This is a genomic window from Fibrella forsythiae (assembly GCF_017353175.1).
Taxonomy (GTDB): domain Bacteria; phylum Bacteroidota; class Bacteroidia; order Cytophagales; family Spirosomataceae; genus Fibrella; species Fibrella forsythiae.
This window is the reverse complement of sequence record NZ_JAFMYW010000006.1, coordinates 421,341-443,249: the sequence shown is the minus strand read 5'-3', so window position 1 is coordinate 443,249 and position 21,909 is coordinate 421,341. Positions and strand designations below refer to the sequence as shown.

The window sequence follows — 21,909 nt, the reverse complement described above, 5'->3', positions numbered from 1 at the left end:
TGGTTGTATTAATTCGAGGTGTTGAAAAGAATCAAATCCTGGATAAAAGCGCCCCTGAGCTTATCTAGTATGTCGGCTATGGCGATGGCGTAGCTGTGGGTTGAGTTGCCTGCCACGATCATACCAACAGGAATACGTTCATCATCATAAACCAGCGATCCTGAATCGCCGGCAATGGTCAGGCGCCCGAAAGAACTGGTTGATGAGATACCTTCCAGTTCAATAAGCCCAGCCAAACCAACATCCTGACTTCCGCCGTACGTAATTTGAAGGGGAGCATTCAGTACCCTCGATACCCGCGCCCGACGACTTTCCCGGCTTGTCAAAATAGTAAGAGGTGTTTGTTGACTGATGTCAGTATCGTTCAGTGATCGAACGGTGGGTTGCAGACTAAGCGGTGACGCAAACAGGTTAATGTCGCCATCGTCTAACTGGGTGAGTGCTATATCGAAAGCCCGATTGAGCAGACCGTAACGCCATACACCCTGCGCCTTTGGACCAACATCTACGCGTACCAGCCGATCCAGTTCGCCGCCTTCGTTAATCGGAAAATTACCTGTGAGTACGTGGCTGCATGTTAGTACAAAAAAGGCTTTTACCTGTGTGTTGGGGTCTGTGCCTGTGAGCACACAGCAGATTGTTCCGAATGATGTAGACCCTGAGGCGTTAATAGAACTGCCCACGTTAAATAGGGATGTAGGACGTCCGCCATATTTTTCAACGTAGACCACTGGTAGCGGAAACCGCCGCCCACTGGCCAGATTTAGCGGAACCGTTGTAGGTAACCCTGCCGTGTTGTCATCCTGTACGTACACGATGAGCGCATCGCGAACGAGGCCATCGACCAGGCTACGTCCAACCACCACATCCACCACGTTGGGCTGATTACGCAGCGCCACGCCTTGTTGCTCTTGTGCTACGCTAGCCAGTTGCGCGGGAGTTAACTCAACAAATTCGCGTACTTCGTCGGCACTGCCCGACCTGAACAGTTCGGGCTCGTTGGTCATGCGGCGTTTCAGGTTCGAGGTATATAGGATTACGTCGAGCAGGTCGTGCCAGAATTTCGAGCCAAGACTGATAAAAAAGGCGGTCAGCAAATAACCCAGGAAATGATCCCAGGTCCAGAATCCATTCCACTCCTGATTGGAAAGTAATTCACCCTTATTCTGGAGCATATGAACCAGATCGGCTCCGCAAAAAGCAGCCACAAAGAAGCCACAGATAACCGCCCAGTTAATGATACCACGTTCTCGATTCTTCTCGGCAACGGGGTCATCTTCAGCCAGTTTGAAGTTGGTTCGCCCGTTGAAAAGCGCCGCATAACCGGTGGGCGTTAATAGCCGCGTCAGCACCGACTCAATGTTGAGTTTGATGAAATTGGTGATCCGCTCGTTGATCATGCTTAACACGAAGAGCGTGATGGTGACGGTCTGCCAGAGATTGTTCAGCGGGAAGTCCGGCGAGGTTGTAGGTACGTTGGTCAGCATGAGAGCATCGAACAGGAACAAGCAGGTCAATGGCAAACGTACTCGTTCCTGCTGCCACGTTCCAACTGAAATGCGCCCTTTCTCAGACGAGATAACCACCCAAATAAATACGGGAATTTTCCCCTATGAGGAGCATCTGGTAATGCCCAACTTGCAGTCGACAAATCAACTAATTACCTAATCCTGTCTACAGCTATGGCGAAAATGCGTACTCCTCCCCAACCTGTTGCTCCCCCGGCTTTAGGGCCTGACACCATCATTGAGCCTCAGGGCAGAATGAAACAGCCTTACAATGTCAAGGCAACACTGCAAGCCGAATGCCCGCCTGATTTTGTGACTCACCCCAAGCCACTCGACGGGTACAACGATGTTGATAACAGCGTACTACGGCAAGCCTGCGATAACTTCAAGGCGCTGGTTGCCGACCCTGATGCCCTTCAGGCCGAAGCACATAAACTGCTTCAGGCTAGTTATTTCCCCGTCGAGGAATTGAAAGCAGCACTGGACGCCACCCAGGGAGCCTATGTACGGGTCTATTACGGCGTCCATCAGGAAGATACGGAGACCAGCCATTTCATGTTCATGGCTCCGGCCGACACCAACGGCAATGCAATTGATGGCAAAGACATTATTTTTCCTCAGTGCATTGGCCCAAATCCGCCTTGTGGCAAGGGAGTGACAGCCATCAAAGATATGTTCATGGGCGACTAATGCCCCAGCTTACTAAATCCGGTCGAAGGATCGTTTCCCCGGCCCTATTCGTCTATAATTATGTGGGAGACGATCCTTTTTTTTACGTTTGCTACCGTCTGTTTACTGATCTACCTCTGGCATTGGAATACGTTGACGATACCGATGAAATGGATTGGTATTGCACACGCTATCAACACGTTAACGCTGGCCGTTGGCACGATCATGACGTTGAATAATGTCGATAATAATTTATACATCTTTCATTTTTCGCTTCTGTTATTACATACTGCCTATGCACTTGCTTTCTATTTTGCCATTGATCATTTACTGACCCGGAAGCTGATTTTAGTATCCATTGGTTTATTCATTACCATTTCTCTGATTTTTTCGGCTACTATTCAACCTCTGAACGAATTCAATTCCTACAGCCGTGTTCTATCCAATCTGTTGTTGGCAGGCATGTCGCTGCGTTATTTATATAAGCTGTTTGTTGAGGTAAAGCTGGCTCGTATCGAGCAAAATTCGTTCTTTTGGGTTAGCGTTGGCCTGCTTTTTACGTCGGTCGGTAGTTTTTTTGCGTATGGCCTCATGAGTTACCTGATCGGCCTATCCCGCTATCATGCGAAGCAAATATATTTGTTGATCGATGCCATGAACTTCCTGCTGATCGGTGTGCTGATCGTGGCAGTCTATGTCGAAACGTTGTTTACGCTGAAGCGACATAACCGATGAGGCAATGAACGAGCAGCTCTCTGATGTGCTCCTGATAATCGGCACGGGCACCATGCTGGTGTTTGGTCTGGCGGCCTTTGCCATCACCCTGATCGTGGTATACCGGCGCCGTTATGCGGCCCACCAGACCGAACTGACCCAACTCCACGAAGCTCATCAGCGCGAGATACTTCAGGCGCAACTTGAAACGCAGAACCAGACGCTGCAGCAGGTAGCCGAAGGATTACACGACCATGTTGGGCAGATGCTGTCGGTGGTTTGGCTACACCTCAACTGCCTGCATGCCGACACACAGGCTACGCCCTATCAGGCATCTGTAACCGAGCTACTGACGCATACGGCTACGCTGGTGGCCGATGTCCGTAATTTATCTAAATCGCTCAGCACCGACACGATCACCCGGTTTGGCCTCAGAGCCTGTCTTAACCTTGAACTCGACCGTATAAACCGTGCTGCTGGCACGCAACAGGCTGTTATGCAGGTAACTGGAGATGCGTACTCGATGGGGCAGCAAACCGAAACTATTCTTCTCCGAATGGTGCAGGAAGCGCTCAACAACGCGCTGAAACATGCACCCGGCTCCCCCATTTCCCTACTGCTCGTTTACCAGCCCGACGAACTGGCCATCAGCGTTGTTGACGAAGGCCCTGGCTTTTCAATGGATAGTCTGCAGGTACGTTCTTTAACGATGTCCGGGCAGGGAATAGACAACCTACGGCGGCGGGCAAGCCTGCTAGGCGGTACGTGCACCTGGCAAGCAGGCGAAGCGCACCGGGGAACAAAGGTGATACTGATTATCCCCAGGCTAAATCCCATTGAGGATAATCAGGCTAAGCCGGGGAGTAAAACCTACCCGTCGGCTACCATTTAATATAAACGCCGTAACGGGTGTTGAATAGAATTAAAAAGGAATGATAACTTGCTTGTCTACACTGACTTGCAGGGAAAATGAAGACAACCGTCGCCATTGTTGATGACCACCATCTGCTGGCACAGGCCTTAGCTGGTCTGGTTAATCGGTTCGATGCCTACCAGGTGATTTTCTGCGCCGAGAACGGACATGACCTGTTGCAGCAGATACCTGAAAAAGGAGTTCCCGATATTATTCTGCTCGATGTGAACATGCCGGGAATGAATGGGTCTGAAACGGCCGGCGTAATTCGGGATTACTACCCATCGGCGCAGGTGCTGGCCCTGTCTATGTTCGATGATGAACAGAACGTGGTCACCATGATGCAAAACGGCGCGCGGGGTTACTTGCTGAAAGGCAGTAGACCCGACGAACTGCTTCTGGCCCTAAACGAAGTGCGCGACCGTGGCTCCTACAATACAACGTTTGTCACCGAGCGATTGCTGTCGAGGTTGAATAATCCGGTTGCCATAACGAAGCCAAAACCAACACACGGGCTTAACGATCGCGAACTTACATTCGTAAAACATGCCTGCAGCGAACTTACCTATGTGGAGATTGCCGACAGGATGTGCGTAAGCCCCCGAACCGTAGATGGGTATCGGGAGGCTGTGTTTGAGAAGCTCGGTGTGAAAAGCCGTCAGGGGTTGGTTATGGAGGCTATTCGTCGGGGTTTGGCCGGTTAGACTTGGGCGTCGATCAGTTCCGTCGCAATTTTAGCCGACAGCAGGCAGAGCGGAATGCCCCCGCCAGGGTGTACACTACCACCCACAAAGTACAGATTGCTGAACTGATGCGAAAAGTTGGCATGACGAAGAAAAGCAGCAAACCGATTGTTGCTGCTGTTGCCATACAGCGCTCCCTGCGAACTCGAGGTACGTGCCTCAATGCTACGCGGATCGAGAACGCTCTCCGTTTCGATCAGCGATGCTACCTCTACACCCAGCACGTGGCTCAGCTTCCTGATTACGTTCTGCCGTGCTTCGGCAATAATACCATCCCAGTCTTGTCCGGTGTTATTGGGGGCGTTCAACAGAATAAACCAGTTTTCGCGGCCCGCAGGCGCGTCGTCCGGCTTATGCTTCGACGTGATATTCAGGTAAATTGTTGGGTCGTCGTAGAGCTTATGCTGATTGAAGAGATGGTGAAATTCGGCGCGGTAGTCATTGCTGAAAAAGATATTGTGCAGATCCAGCTCGGCAAATTCCCTGTTTATTCCCCAATAGAATATAAGCCCCGAACTCGATTTCGGCTGCCGTAGAATTCGCTCTGGCTGGTTGGCGTTTGGCAATAATTTCCGAAACGCATTGACCACATCCATATTGGAGATGACAAGGTCAAAAGGTAATAGCCGAGGGGTGGGGGGCGAGGGCGGTAATGACTTGAGGCGCAAGTCTGCGATCCGTACGCCAATCACCTGTTTCCCTTCTGTAACAATCTCGTCAACGCGTGTATTGAAATGAAAACGTACCCCCAGATCCATGGCCAGCTGCACCAGGCTGTCGGTAATACTGACCATCCCTTTCTTCGGGAAAAAGGCACCGATGTTATATTCCAGATGGGGGATGATATTCAACGTGGCTGGCGTCTGATACGGATCTGATCCATTATACGTGGCGTACCTGTTGAACAGCTGAACCAGTTTCGGGTGCTGAAACCGCCGTTCATTGGCCGCGTTCATGGTGCTGAAAACGCCCAGTTTAGGCAAATTTAGGTATCCACGCAGGGCGTCGCGTCCAATCCACGTACCCAGCTTGTGCAATGATCTATGGAGAAACAGTTTCTCTGTAACATCGTATTTCAGGGCGCTGTCGGCGAGCTGATCCAGTAGATGCTGGCCAGGTTCGCCTAATACCGTTTCTACCTCCCTGGCGAAGCGGGTATGATCGGCCCAGGCAGTAAGGCGGGTGCCATCATCCCAGAAATAACGACAGGTTTCGTCGAGGCGGATATAGTCGAAATAATCGGCCGGGTTGCAACCGGCTATTCTGAACAGATCGTCAACCAACTCAGGCATGGTGAACAGCGACGGACCGGCATCGAAACGGTAAAGCCCTCCGTCTGCTGCTGTATTGGCAAACGTAGAAAGTTTACCTCCCGGATACGCGTTGGCCTCGTACACATCGACCTCATAACCCTTTACGGCCAATCGAATTGACGAAGCAATGCCCGCAATGCCGGCACCAATAATGGCAGCTTTCACTTATTTCCGGAGATAATAATTCAAGGTTGGATTAACGCCGTTTGCTTTCTCGCTGAGCGTAAAATAGCCTTTATTTTGCCGGTCGAAGCAGATGGCTTCACCCTGTGGTTCAAGGCGGTAAGGAAGGTCGCGTGCAGCGGTAAGCTGCATGGCATCAGCAACAGACTGCCCGCTCTTGCGGCTCCAGTAAAAGATATTGGTGTAGGTACGTATCACCACCTCTGACCCATCGGGCGAAAAAGCGCCGCCCGTTACGTAGGTGTAAGGTAGTTCGCCCAGCAATTCCGCCGTTATGACCGACGTAGTGCTCTGCGGATAGGCAAGCCGGTAGAGGTGCACTTTCGTTTCGCGCTTCGATACGACATACAAATCGCGGGTTTGTGGATCGATCAATAGCGTTTCGGCATCGCGGGCACCGTCAGGGTATTTAAAGTTGATTTTTTCAACGGGTCCAACGGCATCCGTCAGGTTTTTTGGTTCAGGCAATCGGTAAATGGCGTAGTTGCCATACTGCCCGTTATTGTCGCCGGTTTCGGCAATGTAGAGGTAGTTTACAGTTGCCTGAGGACCGGGACCGATTGTCAGGTCTTCCCAGTCGCGGTTGGTAGCGTTTGGAATGGCCAGCTTGCCCTGAATATGACCATCGTAACCAAGCAGGGCCAACTCGGCGGGGCTACCTCCGTCCTGCTCAACCCATAACGTACCTGGCATACTCCGGCTATCGGCAATGCCCGACGCTTCATTAATCTGGTCGGCGTCGATGGTTGTCATGGTTGGCTCGGTACTAAACTGAACCGGGGTGACCGTGGGGTTCTGACAGGCGAGTAATGAGATAGAAAGAAAGGAAGCGACAAGGAAGCGGTGCATGAAGTGAATGGCTATTTTGATGCAAAAGACGTTAGTTTCAACCAGAAAGACCGCTGCTTAGTTATGGAATGTAGGCGGAAGGACAGATATTCACGGGCTTTTAAACCTTAAACGTCTGTTTTCGCTCTAATCAATACAGCATCTTTACCGTTGACACGGAATTAATTATGAAGAAAATCGTGCTTTTTGTGCTGCTGGCCCTGCCAGCTATTTTTTATCAGTGTGGCGTTGGTCGCCAGATCGGCGAGGCTAAGGCCCTTGGCGACTGCAAATACAACATCATCTCGGCTGATAGTATGCTTGTTGCAGGCTATGACGTCCGCGAGTTTCGGAATATCCGTAAACTGGAAGATTTCAACCCCATCAAGTACCCACGTCTGGCGGCGGGTCTGCTCACGCGCAATATCCCGTTCGGCGCAAAGATCAATCTGGAAATTACCAACCCGACAACTAAACTGGCTGCGTTGAACCAATTGGAATACAAGGTGTTACTGGCCGGTAAAGAGCTGGCACAGGGTTTCATCAACCAGCGAATCGAAGTGCCATCTGCCGGTGGTAAAACGGTAGTGCCCGTACATCTGAAAACGAACGCTTATGACTTGCTGACCGACCCCACCACCCGCGATGCGTTCACAAACGTGTTCCGTAACCTCAGTGGCGAGCAGGGCAGTACGCCAACGAAAGTGACCATCAAGATCAAACCCACGATCGATATGTTCAACAAGGCCGTAAACTACCCCGGCTACATTACAATTGAACAGGAGCTGACGGGTAAAATGTTGGTTGGTGGATGAGCATACAAGCCTTTTTTAGGCCCTATACGCCTTATAGGCAGTAAGCAAACGCCGTTCTCCATGTCCTTGGGGGCGGCGTTTGTTTTTGCAGATTCAGGTACGTTGTAGGTGTATGGTATACTTTCTTATATGTTAGTCAACCTTAACTCCTTCACTACGATGCCAAACATATACACCCAGCTATACGTCCAGATCGTTTTTGCCGTAAAAAGTCGTCAGAACCTAATTCGTAGGGAGTATCAGGACGAACTTCATGCGTATATAACTGGTGTTGTTAAGAAGTGGAAGGCCAAAACGTTGGCTATTTATTGCATGCGTGACCACGTTCATTTATTTGTTGGCTTCAATCCGACACATACTATTGCAGATTTGGTGCGGGACGTAAAAGCATGCTTTTCGGGGTTTATAAAAGAAAAGAACTGGTGTAAAAAATTTGAATAGCAAGAAGGATATGGCGTATTTACATACAGCCAGTCTCAGGTTAAGCGGCTGATTCAGTATGTGTTGAATCAGGAAGACCACCACCGTAAACGTACGTTTCGGGAAGAGTATCTTGCGTTTTTAGATCGTTTCGACGTGCCTTATAATTCCAGGTACGTATTTGAGTTCTATGATGATGGCAGTGACGATTAAGCGGGTAGCCCAACCAGAATGGCAACAAACAACCCCGGTAGGGGTATCCTGTTAATAGCACGATTTAGCAGGATATACCTAATAGCCCTGCCAGAGGCGACCTGGCCGTCTAGCTTGTTAATTGGTCGCACCTACGGTGCTCAGAAATGTAGGGAGTGCACATTCTCCTATCGACAGAAAACCCCTAACGGGGTTGGCGACTCGTATCCCCTACATAGTAAACTGGCAAAGGTTAAAACGCAATTGCTATTCAATTTCTAGTTCAATGAGATAAATCACCTCATTGACGTAATCCAACAAATTAACTATGTAGCCTGTTGCCATTTTGTCCTAAAAGCGATGAGAAACGGGCAAATAACCGCCATTTTGGCCGAAAAAACAGCTCGGCTTGAGATTTGTTTAGTAGTACATAACAGCATCCTACTAAACCATGGACTTTAAAAATTACACCATAAAAGCGCAGGAGGTCGTGCAGCAGGCGGCCCAGATTGCGCAGGGTAATCAGCAACAGGCCGTAGAAACCGGTCATGTGTTGAAAGCCATCCTTGACGAAGATCCAAATACGGTTGGCTATCTGGCCAAAACCGTGGGTACCGACGTGAGCCGGTTAAATCTGGCACTGAACGCCATTGTATCCGGTTACCCCAAAGTGGTCGTGAGCGGCGATGCACAACAGGGAATTTATCTGGGCGGTGACCTTAATGCTGCCCTGCAACGCTCAACCGGTTTTTTGAAAGGATTTGGCGACGATTACGTCAGTGTTGAACTGATGTTACTGGGGCTTGTTGGCGGAAAAGACGCCGTAGCCCAATTGCTGAAAGACGTTGGTTTCTCTGAAAAAACGCTGAAAGACGCTATTAAAGCCCTTCGGGGTAAAAATAATCCTGTGAAAAATCAAAACGCAGAAGCGACCTACCAGTCTCTGGAACGCTACAGCATAAACCTCAACGAACGGGCCAGCGCGGGCAAAATTGACCCGGTCATTGGCCGTGATGAAGAAATTCGGCGGGTGCTTCAGATCCTGAGCCGCCGAACGAAAAATAACCCGATCCTGCTGGGTGAACCCGGCGTTGGTAAGACAGCCATCGTGGAAGGCCTGGCCCAGCGGATTGTACAGGGTGACGTACCTGAGAACCTGAAATCGAAGATCATCGTATCGCTCGATATGGGTTTGCTCGTGGCCGGTGCCAAGTACAAAGGGGAATTTGAAGAACGCCTTAAATCGGTGATCAAGGAAGTAACCGATTCGGAAGGGGAGATCATCCTGTTTATCGACGAGATTCATACGCTTGTGGGCGCTGGCAGCGGCGGCGAAGGGGCCATGGATGCAGCCAACCTGCTGAAACCGGCTCTGGCCCGTGGCGAATTGCACGCTATTGGTGCCACTACGCTCAAAGAGTATCAGAAATATATTGAAAAAGATAAGGCCCTGGAGCGCCGCTTCCAGGCTGTCATTGTCGATGAACCCGACGTAGCCGACGCCATTTCGATTCTGCGGGGTATCAAAGACAAGTACGAACTCCACCACGGGGTACGTATCAAAGACGACGCCGTGATTGCTGCCGTTGAGCTATCGAACCGGTACATCAGCGACCGTTTCCTGCCCGACAAGGCCATTGATTTGATGGACGAAGCAGCCGCGAAACTCCGTTTGGAGATGGATTCAGTTCCCGAAGAACTCGACGAACTGAACCGCCGGATTATGCAGCTGGAAATTGAGCGTGAAGCCATTCGCCGCGAAAATGACCGGGACAAAGAAACCGTATTGAACAAGCAGATTGCCGACCTCAGCGACGAGCGCAACGAACTGCGGGCCAAATGGGAGACCGAAAAAGCCTCGGTTAACGAAAGCCGCACAGCGAAGGAGCAACTCGATCAGCTGCGTTTTGAAGCCGAGCAGGCTGAACGCGCCGGTGAGTATGGCAAAGTAGCCGAAATCCGCTACGGACGTATTCCTGAACTGGAAGCCAAATTAAACGCGTCGCAATCGGCTGATAAGGCTGATGGCTCCGACCGGATGATGCAGGAAGAGGTCAACGCCGAAGACATTGCCGAGGTAGTGGCCAAATGGACGGGTATTCCGATGAGCCGCATGGTGCAGTCGGAGCGCGATAAACTGCTGTTCCTTGAAGCTGAACTGGGCAAACGCGTCGCTGGTCAGGAAGAGGCAATTGAGGTGGTGGCCGATGCCGTTCGTCGGAGCCGCGCCGGTATGCAGGACCCCAAACGGCCGATCGGTTCGTTTATTTTCCTGGGTACTACGGGTGTCGGTAAAACTGAACTGGCCCGCGCCCTGGCCGATTTCCTGTTCAATGATGAGAACGCGCTGGTTCGTATCGATATGAGCGAATACCAGGAACGCCACGCCGTAAGCCGGCTGATTGGCGCGCCTCCCGGGTACGTTGGGTACGATGAAGGTGGTCAGTTGACCGAAGCCGTTCGCCGGAAACCGTACAGCGTTATCCTGCTCGACGAAATTGAAAAGGCGCACCCGGACGTGTTCAACATTCTGTTGCAGGTGCTCGATGATGGCCGCCTGACTGATAACAAAGGCCGCGTAGCCAACTTCAAGAATACGATCATCATCATGACGTCGAACATTGGTTCGCAGATTATTCGGGAGCGGTTTAGTGATATGGACACCAGCAACCGGGAAGCCGTGATTGAGAAGACGAAGGAGGAGGTGTTCGAACTGCTGAAACAAACCGTTCGCCCCGAATTCCTGAACCGGATTGATGAACTGGTGATGTTCCAGCCGCTGACCAAGCGCGAGATCCGCAAGATCATGGATATCCAGTTCAGGCAGATTCAGCACCGCCTGGCCGAACAGGGCATGGTACTCGAAGCCGACAATGAAGTGCTCGACTTCATTGCCCGCGAAGGTTACGACCCCGTGTTTGGTGCGCGTCCGTTAAAACGGGTAATGCAACGCCGGATTCTGAATGCGCTGTCGAAAGAGATTTTGTCGGGCCGAATTCAGAAAAACGCCATCGTCGGCATGATGCTGAACGAAGACGAAAATGGGCAGGAAGATATCATCTTCTATAACCTCGATAAGGTCGTTCCCGTGTTGGATTAACGTACCTAAAAAGACACAAAAAAGGTGGGCCATCAGGTCCGCCTTTTTTGTGTAAGATAATGGATAGCTCTATAAGCTACCGATGGCTGGGTACGTCGATTCACGAACTGCCGCTTATAAAACCGCTCCGGATACGTCAGGATCGAATCAATGTGTGTCAGGATAATATCCCGCCTAAACTCATCCTGATTGTTGTCGTACCCGGTTCATACTTTGTCGTAGGAATCCCACATGATTTTCTCTTCCAACGGCGACGGGTACTCTTCGTGAAAGAAAATCAGGAATCCCTTGACGGCAACCTGCACATTGCTCATCGCGATGATCTGCCTGAGTTTCACAAACACCATCAACCCACTGTCGTGGTCGTACTTGGTTTTGCCATACAGCACATAGCCCGATTTGATCTTTTTCAGAGCAATCATATGAAAATCGCCCGTAAATCGGGTTTTCCCTACCGAGTATGGCATCAGTTCCTTGCACGTCGTCAGATTCAGCAGGGGGTGTTCGAGCGGTGGAAAATCGCTTTGCTAATGCAGCTCCGAGAGGGACTTTTAGTGATTGATTCGATCCGTGATCAGAAGGTGATAACCAGTTTACCGATCGTCGTGCCCGATTCTAGCTGTGCGTGCGCCTGTTTCAGGGTATCTGCCTTGAGGCCATGCAGGGTTTGAGTCAGCGTCGTTTCCAGGACGCCCTCATCGAGCAAGTCGGCTACCCGGTTCAGAATATGGTGCTGTTCGATCATATCATCGGTCTGGAAGGTTGAGCGCGTATACATGAACTCCCATGAAAAGCTGACGCTTTTGTTTTTGAGCTTATTCAGCACGACAGGCGCAGCACTGCCGGTGATGGAAGCGATGTGTCCCTGCGGTTTGATTAGCTCGGCCATGGCATCCCAATAAGCGTTGGTATCCACAAAGTCGACGATGTAGTCTACCTGCTGGAAACCGGCGTTCCGAACTTCGTCAACGAGGTTTCGGTGATTGACAACCAGATCGGCGCCCATTTTTTTGCACCAGTCGATGGTTTCGGGGCGCGAGGCGGTGGCAATTACGTGCAACCCCAGCAGAGTTTTGGCCAACTGAATAGCAATAGATCCCACACCACCAGCTCCACCGATAATCAGCAGGGTTTTGTTTCGATCACGCTCGGGTGAAAGCCGCATGCGGTCGAACAGGATTTCCCAGGCAGTCAGAGCAGTCAGCGGCATGGCAGCGGCGGCTTCATCAGATAACGTACCTGGCTTACGGCCCACAATGCGCTCGTCGATTACCTGGTATTCGGCGTTGCTGCCCGGCCTGGTAATGTCGCCCGCATAATAGACCAGATCGCCCACGTTGAAGAGCGTGACGGCATTCCCTACCGCTTCTACCACACCCACAGCATCCCAGCCAATGATTTTGGGTTGTTCCAGCACCGTGTCCTTTGCTGAGTTCTGCCTGATCTTAAAATCGACCGGGTTAACCGATACAGCACTGACCTTCACCAGCAAGTCGTGGGCCGCCGGAATGGGTTTGTCAATGTCGATGTCGATAAAACTTGCTGCGTTTGCAATGGGGAGTGATGTTCTGAAACCTACTGCTTTCATGACTGATTTACGTATATGTGTTATTTTTCATGCGCTTCCCGGCTCACCTCTTCCCAGGTGTCCCAGGTTGCCAGCCGCTGTTCATAGACGGCCCTCACGGTTGGATAACCAATTTTTCCCAAGATAAGTCAAAGTAGTGGTTGTGAGTAGTCAACCAATTTCATGACAGCGTTGACCGTAGCCGTCGGCACCCCATAATGATCCAGGTTGTCACCGTTGCGAACCGCCGCTTTCAGGTCATCGTATGCATCCAGATTCTGCGCGTGACTGGCCGAATTGCTAACCCACTCTGTTTCATACCTATTCGGCTCGATCAGGGGACACATGAACTTCAGTGGCCAGCGTTTCGGTGAGCCCCTCAACGGCGAATTTAGAGGCATTGTACAGGCCCAGTGTCGGCAGTGTGAATAAGCTCAACACACTAGACACCTGAAATTATGTGACCGCTTTGCTGGGCTCTCATGTACGGCAGCATCGCCTGAGTGGCCCAAAGCGGACCGAAGAAATTGACGCCCATCTGGCTGCACCGGTAACACCCGGTCACCAAATTCCTGTACCAGATCGGACAGGTTGCGGGCGGTAACGGCTACATTGTCGCCCCGTTTCAGGAAAACAGTTGCCCATATTTTCCGGATCCACGGGATGCGCCGGTAATGAAGACCGTCTTTGCCATTGTTGATTGATAAGGCAAAGGTGCGGCGCCGACAGACCCCGCGACTTATACAAAAGGCTGGACTACTGATACGGTTTTACGTAGGCACATAGCCCAAATTCAGCCCGGAATAACGGTCGTGCCAGATTCGGTAAGGTCAATAATAGCTGCTGATGACCGGTTCAGAACCTAAAAAGCGCGACCGTTTATTACAGTCGCGCTTTTTAGTCAGCGGTTTATTGCCTCAGGTACGTTGCCTAGGCTTCCAGTGCCCGTTGGCGGACTACCTCGTACAGCACCACACCTGTAGCCACCGATACGTTCAGAGAGCCCACTTCGCCGAGAAGGGGAATTTTTACGTGGTTATCAACGGCACGCAGGATTTCGGGAGATATGCCGTCATCTTCTGAACCCATCACTATGGCAAGTGGCCCCTGCAACTCGGTTGTTTTGGCGTACAGATCACGGTGCGATTTCTCGGTACAGGCAATCACCTGAACTCCAGACTTTTGCAGGAATTTGACAGTGTCGACCAGATCAAATTCCCGGCAGACCGAGATGTGGTTTAATGCTCCCGACGATGTTTTCATGGCGTCGGAATTAATGGCGGCCGAGCCTTTACCCGGAATAACGATGCACTGCACCCCAGCACATTCGGCCGTTCGGGCGATGGCGCCGAAGTTCCGAACATCAGTAATACGGTCGAGCAGGAGCAGGAACGGCACCTCGCCACGTTCGTGAACGTCGGCCATTACATTCGACAGCTTTACGTACTGAACGGCTGCTACCAGGCATACAACTCCCTGGTGATTCTTACGCGTCAGGCGATCGAGTTTCTCGACCGGTACACGCTGAATGGTAACCCGGTTCTGGAACGCAAGCGTCTGAATATCAGGGTTGCTCAATTCCTTCTCCATGTACAGCTTATCAATCTGCTGACCAGACCGTAACGTCTCGATCACCGACTGAATACCATAAACCATTTCGTCTGATTCCGGACGGAACTCAGGACGAGGCTTATCATAACTACCCGAACGAGGTGGCCGCCCGCCCGACGGACGACCGCCACCCGACGAACGTGATCCCTCCGACGGCCGGTCAGATGTTGGGCGTTCTGCTGTTGTATGATCCTCCGACTCGTCGCGGGCTGGTTTACTGTATGGGCCACGACCTTCTTCGCGGCGGCGATCGAACGACCGGCCAGACGGCCGATCTGATGCTGAGGGACGATTAGTAAATGGCTTGCGCTCAGACGGGCTTCGCTCAGGTACGTCCTGGTTAGAGGCCGGGCGTGAACGGCCTACGGGTGACTGTGAACGTTCAGGATCGTCTGACCGGGTCTCGTCTGACCGGGTAAAATCGCGGGGGCGGCCGTCATCAAACGACTCGTCAGAACGATTGGTATCTGTATTTACTCGCGAATTGCGCCGGTTCTCCATGCTTCTACTATTGGGTACCAAATGGGCTGATATTCGCTGTAGCGCACCAGTTCATAATGGTCCTCGACAAATTGATTTTGCTTTCTATTAAAGGTAAAATTTACTTCCGACAGGTTATTCCGCCGGTTGTAGACCCACACCTCCCGGTCGCGGCTTCGCTGCACCCGGTCGGGCGAACCCAGAATGATAAAGATCATGCCCTTATCTGTTTTCCAGCCCTCTTTATAGGTAGTGAATAACTGATTGGCATCTTCTACTCGGTTATAATAGGCCCGTATGGCCTGTTTAGCTACTTCCTCGTTGCCGGCCATAAGTGACAGCCAATACCGGTCCAAGGCTTTCTTGGCCTCTTTCGTATTGTTCAACTCGGCAATTTCCGTACCCGTACTCATGTATAGCAACGGCTTCACGAGCCGTTCGGGCCTGGTCATCTTTGGGTACCGGGCGTCGGTAGCCATCAGGCCCAGACCAAACTGATCAGTTGTATCAGCAACGAAATAATACAGCCCTTCACCGGGAAGCCGAATTGGTTCATTCGTCGACACAACCATCGTAGTATCGATGTTTAGCGTACGAGGGGCCGGGCGCTGCGTGGCGGTCATTGGCGGCAGGGCCGGATCGAACTCATGTTTATATCGGTAAACGTACAGATTCTTCTTTGTGCCCGGCACATCACGAATCATAAAGGTATCTTTCGCCTGCACAAAGTTACGCAATTGCGGCAGTCGACCTGTTGCGTCGAAAACAGCGTACTGGTCTGTCAGTTTGGTTGGTTTGAAACGAAGTGGGAGGTCGTTTAGTGATTTCTTGCCCGTTCCCGTTTCCGAAATTTCAGTCAGGAGAATCGCGTTGGTAGCACCTTTCGGGCGGTTCAGCGTGAACGTGAGCATCAGCCGATCATCGATCTTCTGAATCGATTCAGGCGTAATCGGAATGTTACCATAGCCCAGCCGTTCACGGTTATTATAATCGGGGTACATCACGTAGTTGACAATGAACCGCTCCCGGAATGTCTCCACCGACATTGGTTGCCCGTTGGGCTGTGTGGTGGTGATGCTCAGATAAATCCGGACGGCCGAAGTGTCAATGTCCAGAAACTTCCCTTTTATCGAAGAAACGGCCCATTCGCTGTTAGCCTGTTCCGGAGCAGTTGGCGCTGCGCCTACAGAGGTGGATGGGGCCGGGCGTGAACTGGTGTTGGTGCGCGACGGCGTTGGATCTGACGAAATAGTCCGGGTACGTGCCGGTTGCTGCGCCGTTGCCGACCGGTCGGGCATAGGAAATTGTGGCTTCTGCGGAGCACAGGCCGCCAGCAATGCCAGTATCGGGAGTAGAAGATAACTACGCATGAAGTAATTTCTTATCAGTTGTGGTCATGCTTTGTCAGGGGCAACTAAGTAGTAATGGCAAAGCTAGCTACAATTCGTAGCCGACTGCTAGCTAAACGAATAACACAGCCTGTTTCGTTTGGTTAGCCGTGTTGGTTTCGGTGTAGCACCCTTCGGGGCGGGGCTACACCGAAACGTATAGGTAACGGCCTATGAGTTCCTGAACTTACGGAATTTGCTTTTCTGCTTTTTAGCCGGGGCTTCAACAACAGCGTCAGCGCGGGTGTCGCTCAGTAGTTTCTTGGCTAAATCGGGGCGGCCAAGTTTAGTGAGGCGGTTCTTGATCCAGCCTCTGAATTCGTTTTTATACCAGAAGAAATAGTTATTCTGGTTCTGCTTTTCCTCTTTCGTTTTGGCCGTGTGTACAGGCTGTAGCGTATACGGATGAACGCCCGTGTAATAGATCACCTCGGCCACGGTCATTGGGGTGGGGGTGAAGTCCTGAACCTGTTCCAGCCTGAAGCCAAGGTCCTTCGTTTCTGCCGCCAGGTTCGCCATGTCCTGTTCTTCACAGCCGGGGTGCGAACTGATAAAGTACGGAATCAGGGGCTGGTTCAGGTTATGCTTGTCCTGAATCTGGTCGTATTTCTCTTTAAACTTCCTGAAATACTTGAACGACGGCTTCCGCATCACTTTCAGTGTCGCGTCAGACGTATGTTCTGGCGCAACTTTCAACCGGCCTGATACGTGGCGCGTTACCAGTTGCTCCATGTACTCGTCGTGGTTGCCGTCGGCGTTGTTCTTATTGAAATCATCGACAAGCAGATCATAACGTACCCCGGATCCGACGAAGGCTTTCTTGATGTCGGGGTGCGCGTCTACTTTCTGGTAAATGCTGGTCAGCGGTTTATGCGACGTATCGAGGTTCGAGCAGATAACCGGGTTGATGCAGCTTGGGGCCTGACAACGGGCGCAGATCGATTCGTCTTTACCCTTCATCCGATACATGTTGGCCGAAGGGCCACCCAGATCAGAAATGTAGCCTTTAAACTCAGGGTGTTTCGCGATCTCATCGACCTCTTTCATGATCGATTCTTCCGACCGCGACGCCACGAATTTCCCCTGGTGTGCCGATATGGTGCAGAAGCTACAACCGCCAAAACAGCCCCGGTGCATGTTGACCGAGAACTTGATCATGTCGTAGGCCGGAATTGGCCCCCGGTTCTTGTATTTTGGGTGGGGGAGGCGCGTATAAGGCAGATCGAACGATTTGTCCATCTCAGCCTCGTCCATCGTTTTGAAGGGCGGATTGATCACCAGCGTTCGGTTGCCTACTTTCTGCAGAATCCGGTTGGCCTGCCACTTGTTCGATTCAACTTCAACGATCTTGAAGTTGGCCGCATACTTCAGCTTATCCTGTAAACATACCTCGTGGCTCGCCAGCGAAACGGTAGACCAGCTTTCATGTTCAGGTACGTCTGTTGTGTCGTCCATGTAAGCGATCTGGTTCACCTCACGTACCTGATTCAGGGGTACGCCGCTTTTTACCAGGCGCAGAATTTCGCGCAGGGGTTGTTCTCCCATCCCATACACAAGCAGGTCGGCTCCCGAATCTTCCAGAATTGTCGGCATCAGCCGGTCTTGCCAGTAATCGTAATGGGTTACCCGCCGCAACGACGCCTCGATGCCACCGATCAGTACAGGTACGTCGGGATAAATTTCTTTTAAAATTCTGGTGTACACCGTTGTGGCATAATCGGGCCGGAAACCTGCCTCGCCGCCGGGCGTGTAACTGTCGTTCGACCGCAGCCGTTTGTTCGCCGTGTAGTGGTTCACCATCGAATCCATACAACCGGCTGTGACCCCGAAAAAATACTTGGGCTTACCCAGCTTTTTGAAATCCCTCAGATCATCGCGCCAGTTGGGCTGCGGAATAATGGCGACTCTAAATCCTTCACTTTCAATGATTCGCCCAATTACGGCGGTACCAAACGAAGGGTGATCGACATAGGCATCGCCTGAAATCAAAATCACATCTACCTCATCCCAACCTCTCTGTTCAACTTCTTTCTTCGTAATGGGTAACCAATGGGTAATCGGCCGTTCGCGGATTGTGATCATGCTATGAATCTAACAGTTTGTGGACCCCCGCTCTATGCAGTGATAGCGGGGAGGTGTACACAGATGAAGGAGTTAACGATGCCCGTACAACAAAACTCTGTGCAACTCCGTGCCATTTACATGTATCTCTGTGGCCTAAATCGTCGTAATTTTGGGGTACTTATGTACAAGACCACGGAAATAACCTCCGCCGACATTGCGTCGGACAACCCCGTTCATCAACGGCTGCTGTTTCCCTACATTGAAGCGGCAAAAATTGTGAGCGGCAACGTACTCGAAATTGGCTGCGGCTGGGGGCGTGGCCTGCATCTGCTCACCGAGGCTGCCGACCAGTATACGGGCATCGATAAAAACGCCGACCTGATCAATGCCCTCGGGAAAGCGTACCCGAAATCGACCTTTATTCAGGCCAATATCCCGCCGCTGTCGACCCTTCCCGATGACACGTTCGATTATATCGTAACGTTTCAAGTAATCGAGCACATTGAAAACGACGATCTGTTTGTAAAGGAGTGCTACCGGGTACTGAAGCCGGGCGGAAAACTGCTACTGACAACGGTAAACAAGACGTTTTCGCTCACGCGCAACCCCTGGCACGTTCGCGAATATGTAGCTGATGAACTGAAGACCCTGATGCGCAAGTACTTCCCAACCGTTGAAACGCGCGGCGTACATGGCAACGAAAAGGTGATGACGTATTACGCGCAGAATAAGGCGTCAGTTGAAAAAATAACTCGCTGGGATCTGCTCGATCTGCAACACCGGCTTCCCCGCCGTCTGCTCCAGATTCCCTACGACCTGATGAATCGGCTGAACCGCAACCGCCTCCTGCAACAGGACGGCCTCGCCGCCGAAATCAACTACACCGATTATGTGGTGAGTCAGGACCCCGCCGGCAGTCTTGATTTCTTCTATGTAGGAATTAAATAAGTTAAGCGTATAGAGGTAAGAATGAAGAGTTGGCTGGCGCAAGACTATGGGTGCGCCAGCCAACTCTTCATTCTTACCTCTATACGCTTAACTTATTTCTTACCCCTTAAAGCTTCCAACCATTGCATTGTGCAACGTTTTGGGCGACCAGTAGCCGCTGGCAATGATGCGGCGAATGCTCTGGAGCGGGTATTGCTCGTCCCGCTTTTTCTCCGATAACTGGTACGAAGCCAGATAACCGATTTTCTGCAGTTCAGCGGCGGCTTCGTGGTTCCACAGGCCAAACGGGTACACGAAATACTTAACGGGCTTTCCGGTAATGTCTTCCAGTTTCTTCTTGGGTTCTACGGCCTGCGTTACCCAATCGGTAGCCGTGTATTTCTTGGTATTATGGTGATCCCAGGTGTGGCAACTTACCTCATGGCCCCGGTCGGCCAGGTCTTTGATCTGTGCCTTATCCATGTAGGGTTGCTTGCCACGGCGGCCAATGGCCACCGTCATGATGCCAAACATGGCCTTGAACTTGTGCTTGTCGAGCACGGGCAGCGCATTTTCGTACTGGTCCAGATCGCCATCGTCGAATGTCAGAAAGACGGGCTTCTCGGGTAAGGCTGCGCCTGTTGTCAGGTACGCATAAAGCTGATCGGCGGTGATAGCGGTATACCCGCTGTCGGCCAGCATCTGCATTTGCTGGGTGAATACGCTGGTTGGGCAAATGTAATCCTTCGCGCTTTTCGAGTCAGAACCGCGCCAGTCGCGAATCTGGTGATAGCATAAAATAGGCACCTGTTTCCGACTCAGGATGGTAGCGGCATCAGCGATTTTACCCGTTGGTACGGTTGCTGGAGCAGCCGCAGGTACGTCTGTTGCGTCATTTTCGGAAGTAGCCGAAGTGGATGTTGCAGCTACTTCAGTTGGTGGCGTTGCGGTGGTGGTACTTTCGTCGACGTTTTTACTTTTTACGCCGCAGCCAACAGCCAGTGAGGCCAGTAGAGCTGTTGTGAGAAGAGGTTTGTACATGAATCGGATTCGATACGTTTGGCCAAAATTAACGAAAACTATACCGGTCTTAGGTAATCCATAAAGTTTAAATAGTTTGTCATGAGCACCCTGACTTATTCACCGGTCAGGTTGCCCGACGTACGACCTGCGATCACACGAAACGTGCCAATGCAGAAGCCCTTCACAACCAGCCCATTGCTGCTTCTGCCGATACAGTCTGTCCTTTTTTGGTGGATATAGCCAGCAGGCCCTACTCATAATCAGGTGGGTACTACCGGCGTTCCGGGTGTAAAACAGCGTTTGAGCAAGCACCGGTAGATAGCTAAGTAAAGGAATAAATCCGGTAGAATAAGTAGTATAAAGGAATCGTAAACACAGCCGGTATGACTCCTTTGATCTCTGTCATTATTCCCACTTACCATCGACCCGAGTTGCTGCGTAAGTGCCTGGATGCTCTGGCGATGCAAACCCTGTCTCCAGAACAATTTGAAATACTTGTAGTCGATGATGGCGACCAACCACAAACTGCCCTGGCTGTGCGAAAAGCCATGCAGGAGACTGGGTTGGCCATACGCTACCTGGCTCAGCCTGAGCGGCGTGGCCCCGCTGCCGCTCGTAACAGGGGCTGGCGCGTGGCCATAGGTGCGCTCATTGCCTTCACTGATGATGATTGCGTGCCCGATCCTAACTGGTTAAGCGCTGGTTTAGCCGGGTTTAACGGTGGTTCATCCGTTCTCACGGGACAGTTGACGATGCCGTTACCCGAAAATCCAACAGCCCACGAGCGTACAACGGCTCTGCTGGAAAAAGCTGAATTCATGACGGCTAATCTCTTTTGCCGTCGGTCTGTACTTGAAGAAGTGGGAGGATTCGATGAAGCGTTTGATAGTCCCTGGCGCGAAGACCGCGAACTACAGTTCAAACTGCTTCGAATCGGGGTGCCCATTACGCCCTGGCCAACCGCGTTGATTGTGCATCCGATGCGTCCCGCTCCCTGGTATGCCTCCCTGCGCGACGAGCGGAAGAGCCGGTATGATGCACTGTTGTATAGGAAGCACCCCGATCTGTTCCGCCAGCGAATTCCGACGTACTCGACGCTGGTGCGCCGTCACTATCTGACGGTTAGTGCGGCAATGGTTAGCGTCATGGCTGCGCTAGCCGGGCAAGGGACGATGGTATCTGCGGGTGTTACCTGCTGGCTATTACTGACAATAATGCTGGTAGTTGATCAGTTATCGGGGCAGCGGCTGAGTTGGAAGGCGATGGGCCATGCGCTGGTGGTGGGCATTGCCACGCCGTTTCTGGCCGTTTACTGGCGATTGTACGGAGCCGTCAAATACAGAGCACTCTATCTGTAGGCAATTAGTTTATCCACCCTGGCTATATAGAGGAAAGGGCTGGTAATCAATGTGTGCAGCGTACCTGCTGAGAGTAATATAGACATAGATTCA

General features: G+C 51.6%; 20 protein-coding genes. 9 read left to right on the top strand and 11 right to left on the bottom strand.

The window, feature by feature from the left end; all coding sequences use genetic code 11:
* Positions 1 to 8: 8 nt before the first annotated feature.
* The gene (locus J2I46_RS20555) at positions 9 to 1,586 is read right to left on the bottom strand and encodes a hypothetical protein (protein ID WP_207330927.1); all 1,578 of its coding nucleotides are present in this window, start codon (positions 1,584 to 1,586) and stop codon (positions 9 to 11) included.
* Between the two features lie 177 nt (positions 1,587 to 1,763).
* Here J2I46_RS20555 and J2I46_RS20550 point away from each other — a divergent pair, with 177 nt between their 5' ends.
* The 4 genes from J2I46_RS20550 to J2I46_RS20535 all read left to right on the top strand — a co-directional run bounded on the left by J2I46_RS20550 (position 1,764) and on the right by J2I46_RS20535 (position 4,508).
* The gene (locus J2I46_RS20550) at positions 1,764 to 2,198 is read left to right on the top strand and encodes a hypothetical protein (RefSeq protein WP_207330926.1); all 435 of its coding nucleotides are present in this window, start codon (positions 1,764 to 1,766) and stop codon (positions 2,196 to 2,198) included.
* Between the two features lie 60 nt (positions 2,199 to 2,258).
* The gene (locus J2I46_RS20545; RefSeq protein ID WP_207330925.1) at positions 2,259 to 2,912 is read left to right on the top strand and encodes a hypothetical protein; all 654 of its coding nucleotides are present in this window, start codon (positions 2,259 to 2,261) and stop codon (positions 2,910 to 2,912) included.
* A 4-nt stretch (positions 2,913 to 2,916) separates the two neighbouring features.
* The gene (locus tag J2I46_RS20540) at positions 2,917 to 3,783 is read left to right on the top strand and encodes a sensor histidine kinase (RefSeq protein WP_207330924.1); all 867 of its coding nucleotides are present in this window, start codon (positions 2,917 to 2,919) and stop codon (positions 3,781 to 3,783) included.
* A 77-nt stretch (positions 3,784 to 3,860) separates the two neighbouring features.
* Entirely contained in the window at positions 3,861 to 4,508 is a 648-nt protein-coding gene (locus J2I46_RS20535) for a response regulator transcription factor (protein ID WP_207330923.1), read from the top strand.
* On the opposite strand, the gene crtD is transcribed toward J2I46_RS20535, so the two are convergent.
* Both crtD and J2I46_RS20525 read right to left on the bottom strand, forming a co-directional pair.
* Positions 4,505 to 6,025, bottom strand: a complete 1,521-nt coding sequence (gene crtD, locus J2I46_RS20530) for a 1-hydroxycarotenoid 3,4-desaturase CrtD (RefSeq protein WP_207330922.1) — start codon at positions 6,023 to 6,025, stop codon at positions 4,505 to 4,507. The two genes, J2I46_RS20535 and crtD, sit on opposite strands and share 4 nt — an antisense overlap.
* Positions 6,026 to 6,892 carry a YjiK family protein gene (locus J2I46_RS20525; RefSeq protein ID WP_207330921.1) on the bottom strand — a complete coding sequence of 289 codons (867 nt, stop codon included), beginning with the start codon at positions 6,890 to 6,892 and terminating at the stop codon, positions 6,026 to 6,028.
* A gap of 167 nt (positions 6,893 to 7,059) precedes the next feature.
* Here J2I46_RS20525 and J2I46_RS20520 point away from each other — a divergent pair, with 167 nt between their 5' ends.
* The 3 genes from J2I46_RS20520 to clpB all read left to right on the top strand — a co-directional run bounded on the left by J2I46_RS20520 (position 7,060) and on the right by clpB (position 11,398).
* On the top strand, positions 7,060 to 7,686 hold the full coding sequence (locus J2I46_RS20520; RefSeq protein ID WP_207330920.1) for an LEA/WHy family protein: 627 nt from the start codon (positions 7,060 to 7,062) through the stop codon (positions 7,684 to 7,686).
* A gap of 159 nt (positions 7,687 to 7,845) precedes the next feature.
* The gene (locus J2I46_RS32915; RefSeq protein ID WP_229379864.1) at positions 7,846 to 8,127 is read left to right on the top strand and encodes a transposase; all 282 of its coding nucleotides are present in this window, start codon (positions 7,846 to 7,848) and stop codon (positions 8,125 to 8,127) included.
* 622 nt (positions 8,128 to 8,749) lie between these two features.
* Positions 8,750 to 11,398, top strand: a complete 2,649-nt coding sequence (gene clpB, locus J2I46_RS20510; protein WP_207330919.1) for an ATP-dependent chaperone ClpB — start codon at positions 8,750 to 8,752, stop codon at positions 11,396 to 11,398.
* A gap of 206 nt (positions 11,399 to 11,604) precedes the next feature.
* Here the strand turns inward: clpB and J2I46_RS20505 are convergent, their stop codons facing one another.
* The 7 genes from J2I46_RS20505 to J2I46_RS20480 all read right to left on the bottom strand — a co-directional run bounded on the left by J2I46_RS20505 (position 11,605) and on the right by J2I46_RS20480 (position 18,526).
* Positions 11,605 to 11,865, bottom strand: a complete 261-nt coding sequence (locus tag J2I46_RS20505) for a hypothetical protein (RefSeq protein ID WP_207330918.1) — start codon at positions 11,863 to 11,865, stop codon at positions 11,605 to 11,607.
* A gap of 107 nt (positions 11,866 to 11,972) precedes the next feature.
* A complete protein-coding gene (locus J2I46_RS20500; protein ID WP_207330917.1) occupies positions 11,973 to 12,986 on the bottom strand; it encodes a zinc-binding alcohol dehydrogenase family protein in 1,014 nt (337 codons plus the stop codon).
* Positions 12,987 to 13,114: 128 nt separating this feature from the next.
* On the bottom strand, positions 13,115 to 13,312 hold the full coding sequence (locus J2I46_RS32910; protein ID WP_229379863.1) for an SDR family oxidoreductase: 198 nt from the start codon (positions 13,310 to 13,312) through the stop codon (positions 13,115 to 13,117).
* Positions 13,287 to 13,406 carry a hypothetical protein gene (locus J2I46_RS32905; protein WP_310589056.1) on the bottom strand — a complete coding sequence of 40 codons (120 nt, stop codon included), beginning with the start codon at positions 13,404 to 13,406 and terminating at the stop codon, positions 13,287 to 13,289. Before J2I46_RS32905 ends, J2I46_RS32910 begins: the two co-directional genes overlap by 26 nt.
* Positions 13,407 to 13,895: 489 nt before the next feature.
* Positions 13,896 to 15,077: a 23S rRNA (guanosine(2251)-2'-O)-methyltransferase RlmB gene (gene rlmB / locus J2I46_RS32900; protein WP_229379861.1), complete on the bottom strand. Its 1,182-nt coding sequence runs from the start codon at positions 15,075 to 15,077 to the stop codon at positions 13,896 to 13,898.
* A complete protein-coding gene (locus J2I46_RS20485; protein ID WP_207330916.1) occupies positions 15,050 to 16,426 on the bottom strand; it encodes a GWxTD domain-containing protein in 1,377 nt (458 codons plus the stop codon). Before J2I46_RS20485 ends, rlmB begins: the two co-directional genes overlap by 28 nt.
* 189 nt (positions 16,427 to 16,615) lie before the next feature.
* Complete coding sequence (locus J2I46_RS20480) at positions 16,616 to 18,526, bottom strand: YgiQ family radical SAM protein (protein WP_229379860.1); 1,911 nt, start codon at positions 18,524 to 18,526, stop codon at positions 16,616 to 16,618.
* 162 nt (positions 18,527 to 18,688) lie between these two features.
* On the opposite strand from J2I46_RS20480, the gene J2I46_RS20475 reads away from it, so the two are divergent.
* On the top strand, positions 18,689 to 19,456 hold the full coding sequence (locus tag J2I46_RS20475; protein WP_207330915.1) for a class I SAM-dependent methyltransferase: 768 nt from the start codon (positions 18,689 to 18,691) through the stop codon (positions 19,454 to 19,456).
* Positions 19,457 to 19,555: 99 nt separating this feature from the next.
* Here J2I46_RS20475 and J2I46_RS20470 read toward each other — a convergent pair whose 3' ends face one another.
* Complete coding sequence (locus J2I46_RS20470) at positions 19,556 to 20,476, bottom strand: polysaccharide deacetylase family protein (protein WP_207330914.1); 921 nt, start codon at positions 20,474 to 20,476, stop codon at positions 19,556 to 19,558.
* Between the two features lie 365 nt (positions 20,477 to 20,841).
* Here J2I46_RS20470 and J2I46_RS20465 point away from each other — a divergent pair, with 365 nt between their 5' ends.
* Positions 20,842 to 21,816 carry a glycosyltransferase family 2 protein gene (locus tag J2I46_RS20465; RefSeq protein ID WP_207330913.1) on the top strand — a complete coding sequence of 325 codons (975 nt, stop codon included), beginning with the start codon at positions 20,842 to 20,844 and terminating at the stop codon, positions 21,814 to 21,816.
* Positions 21,817 to 21,909 lie beyond the last annotated feature (93 nt).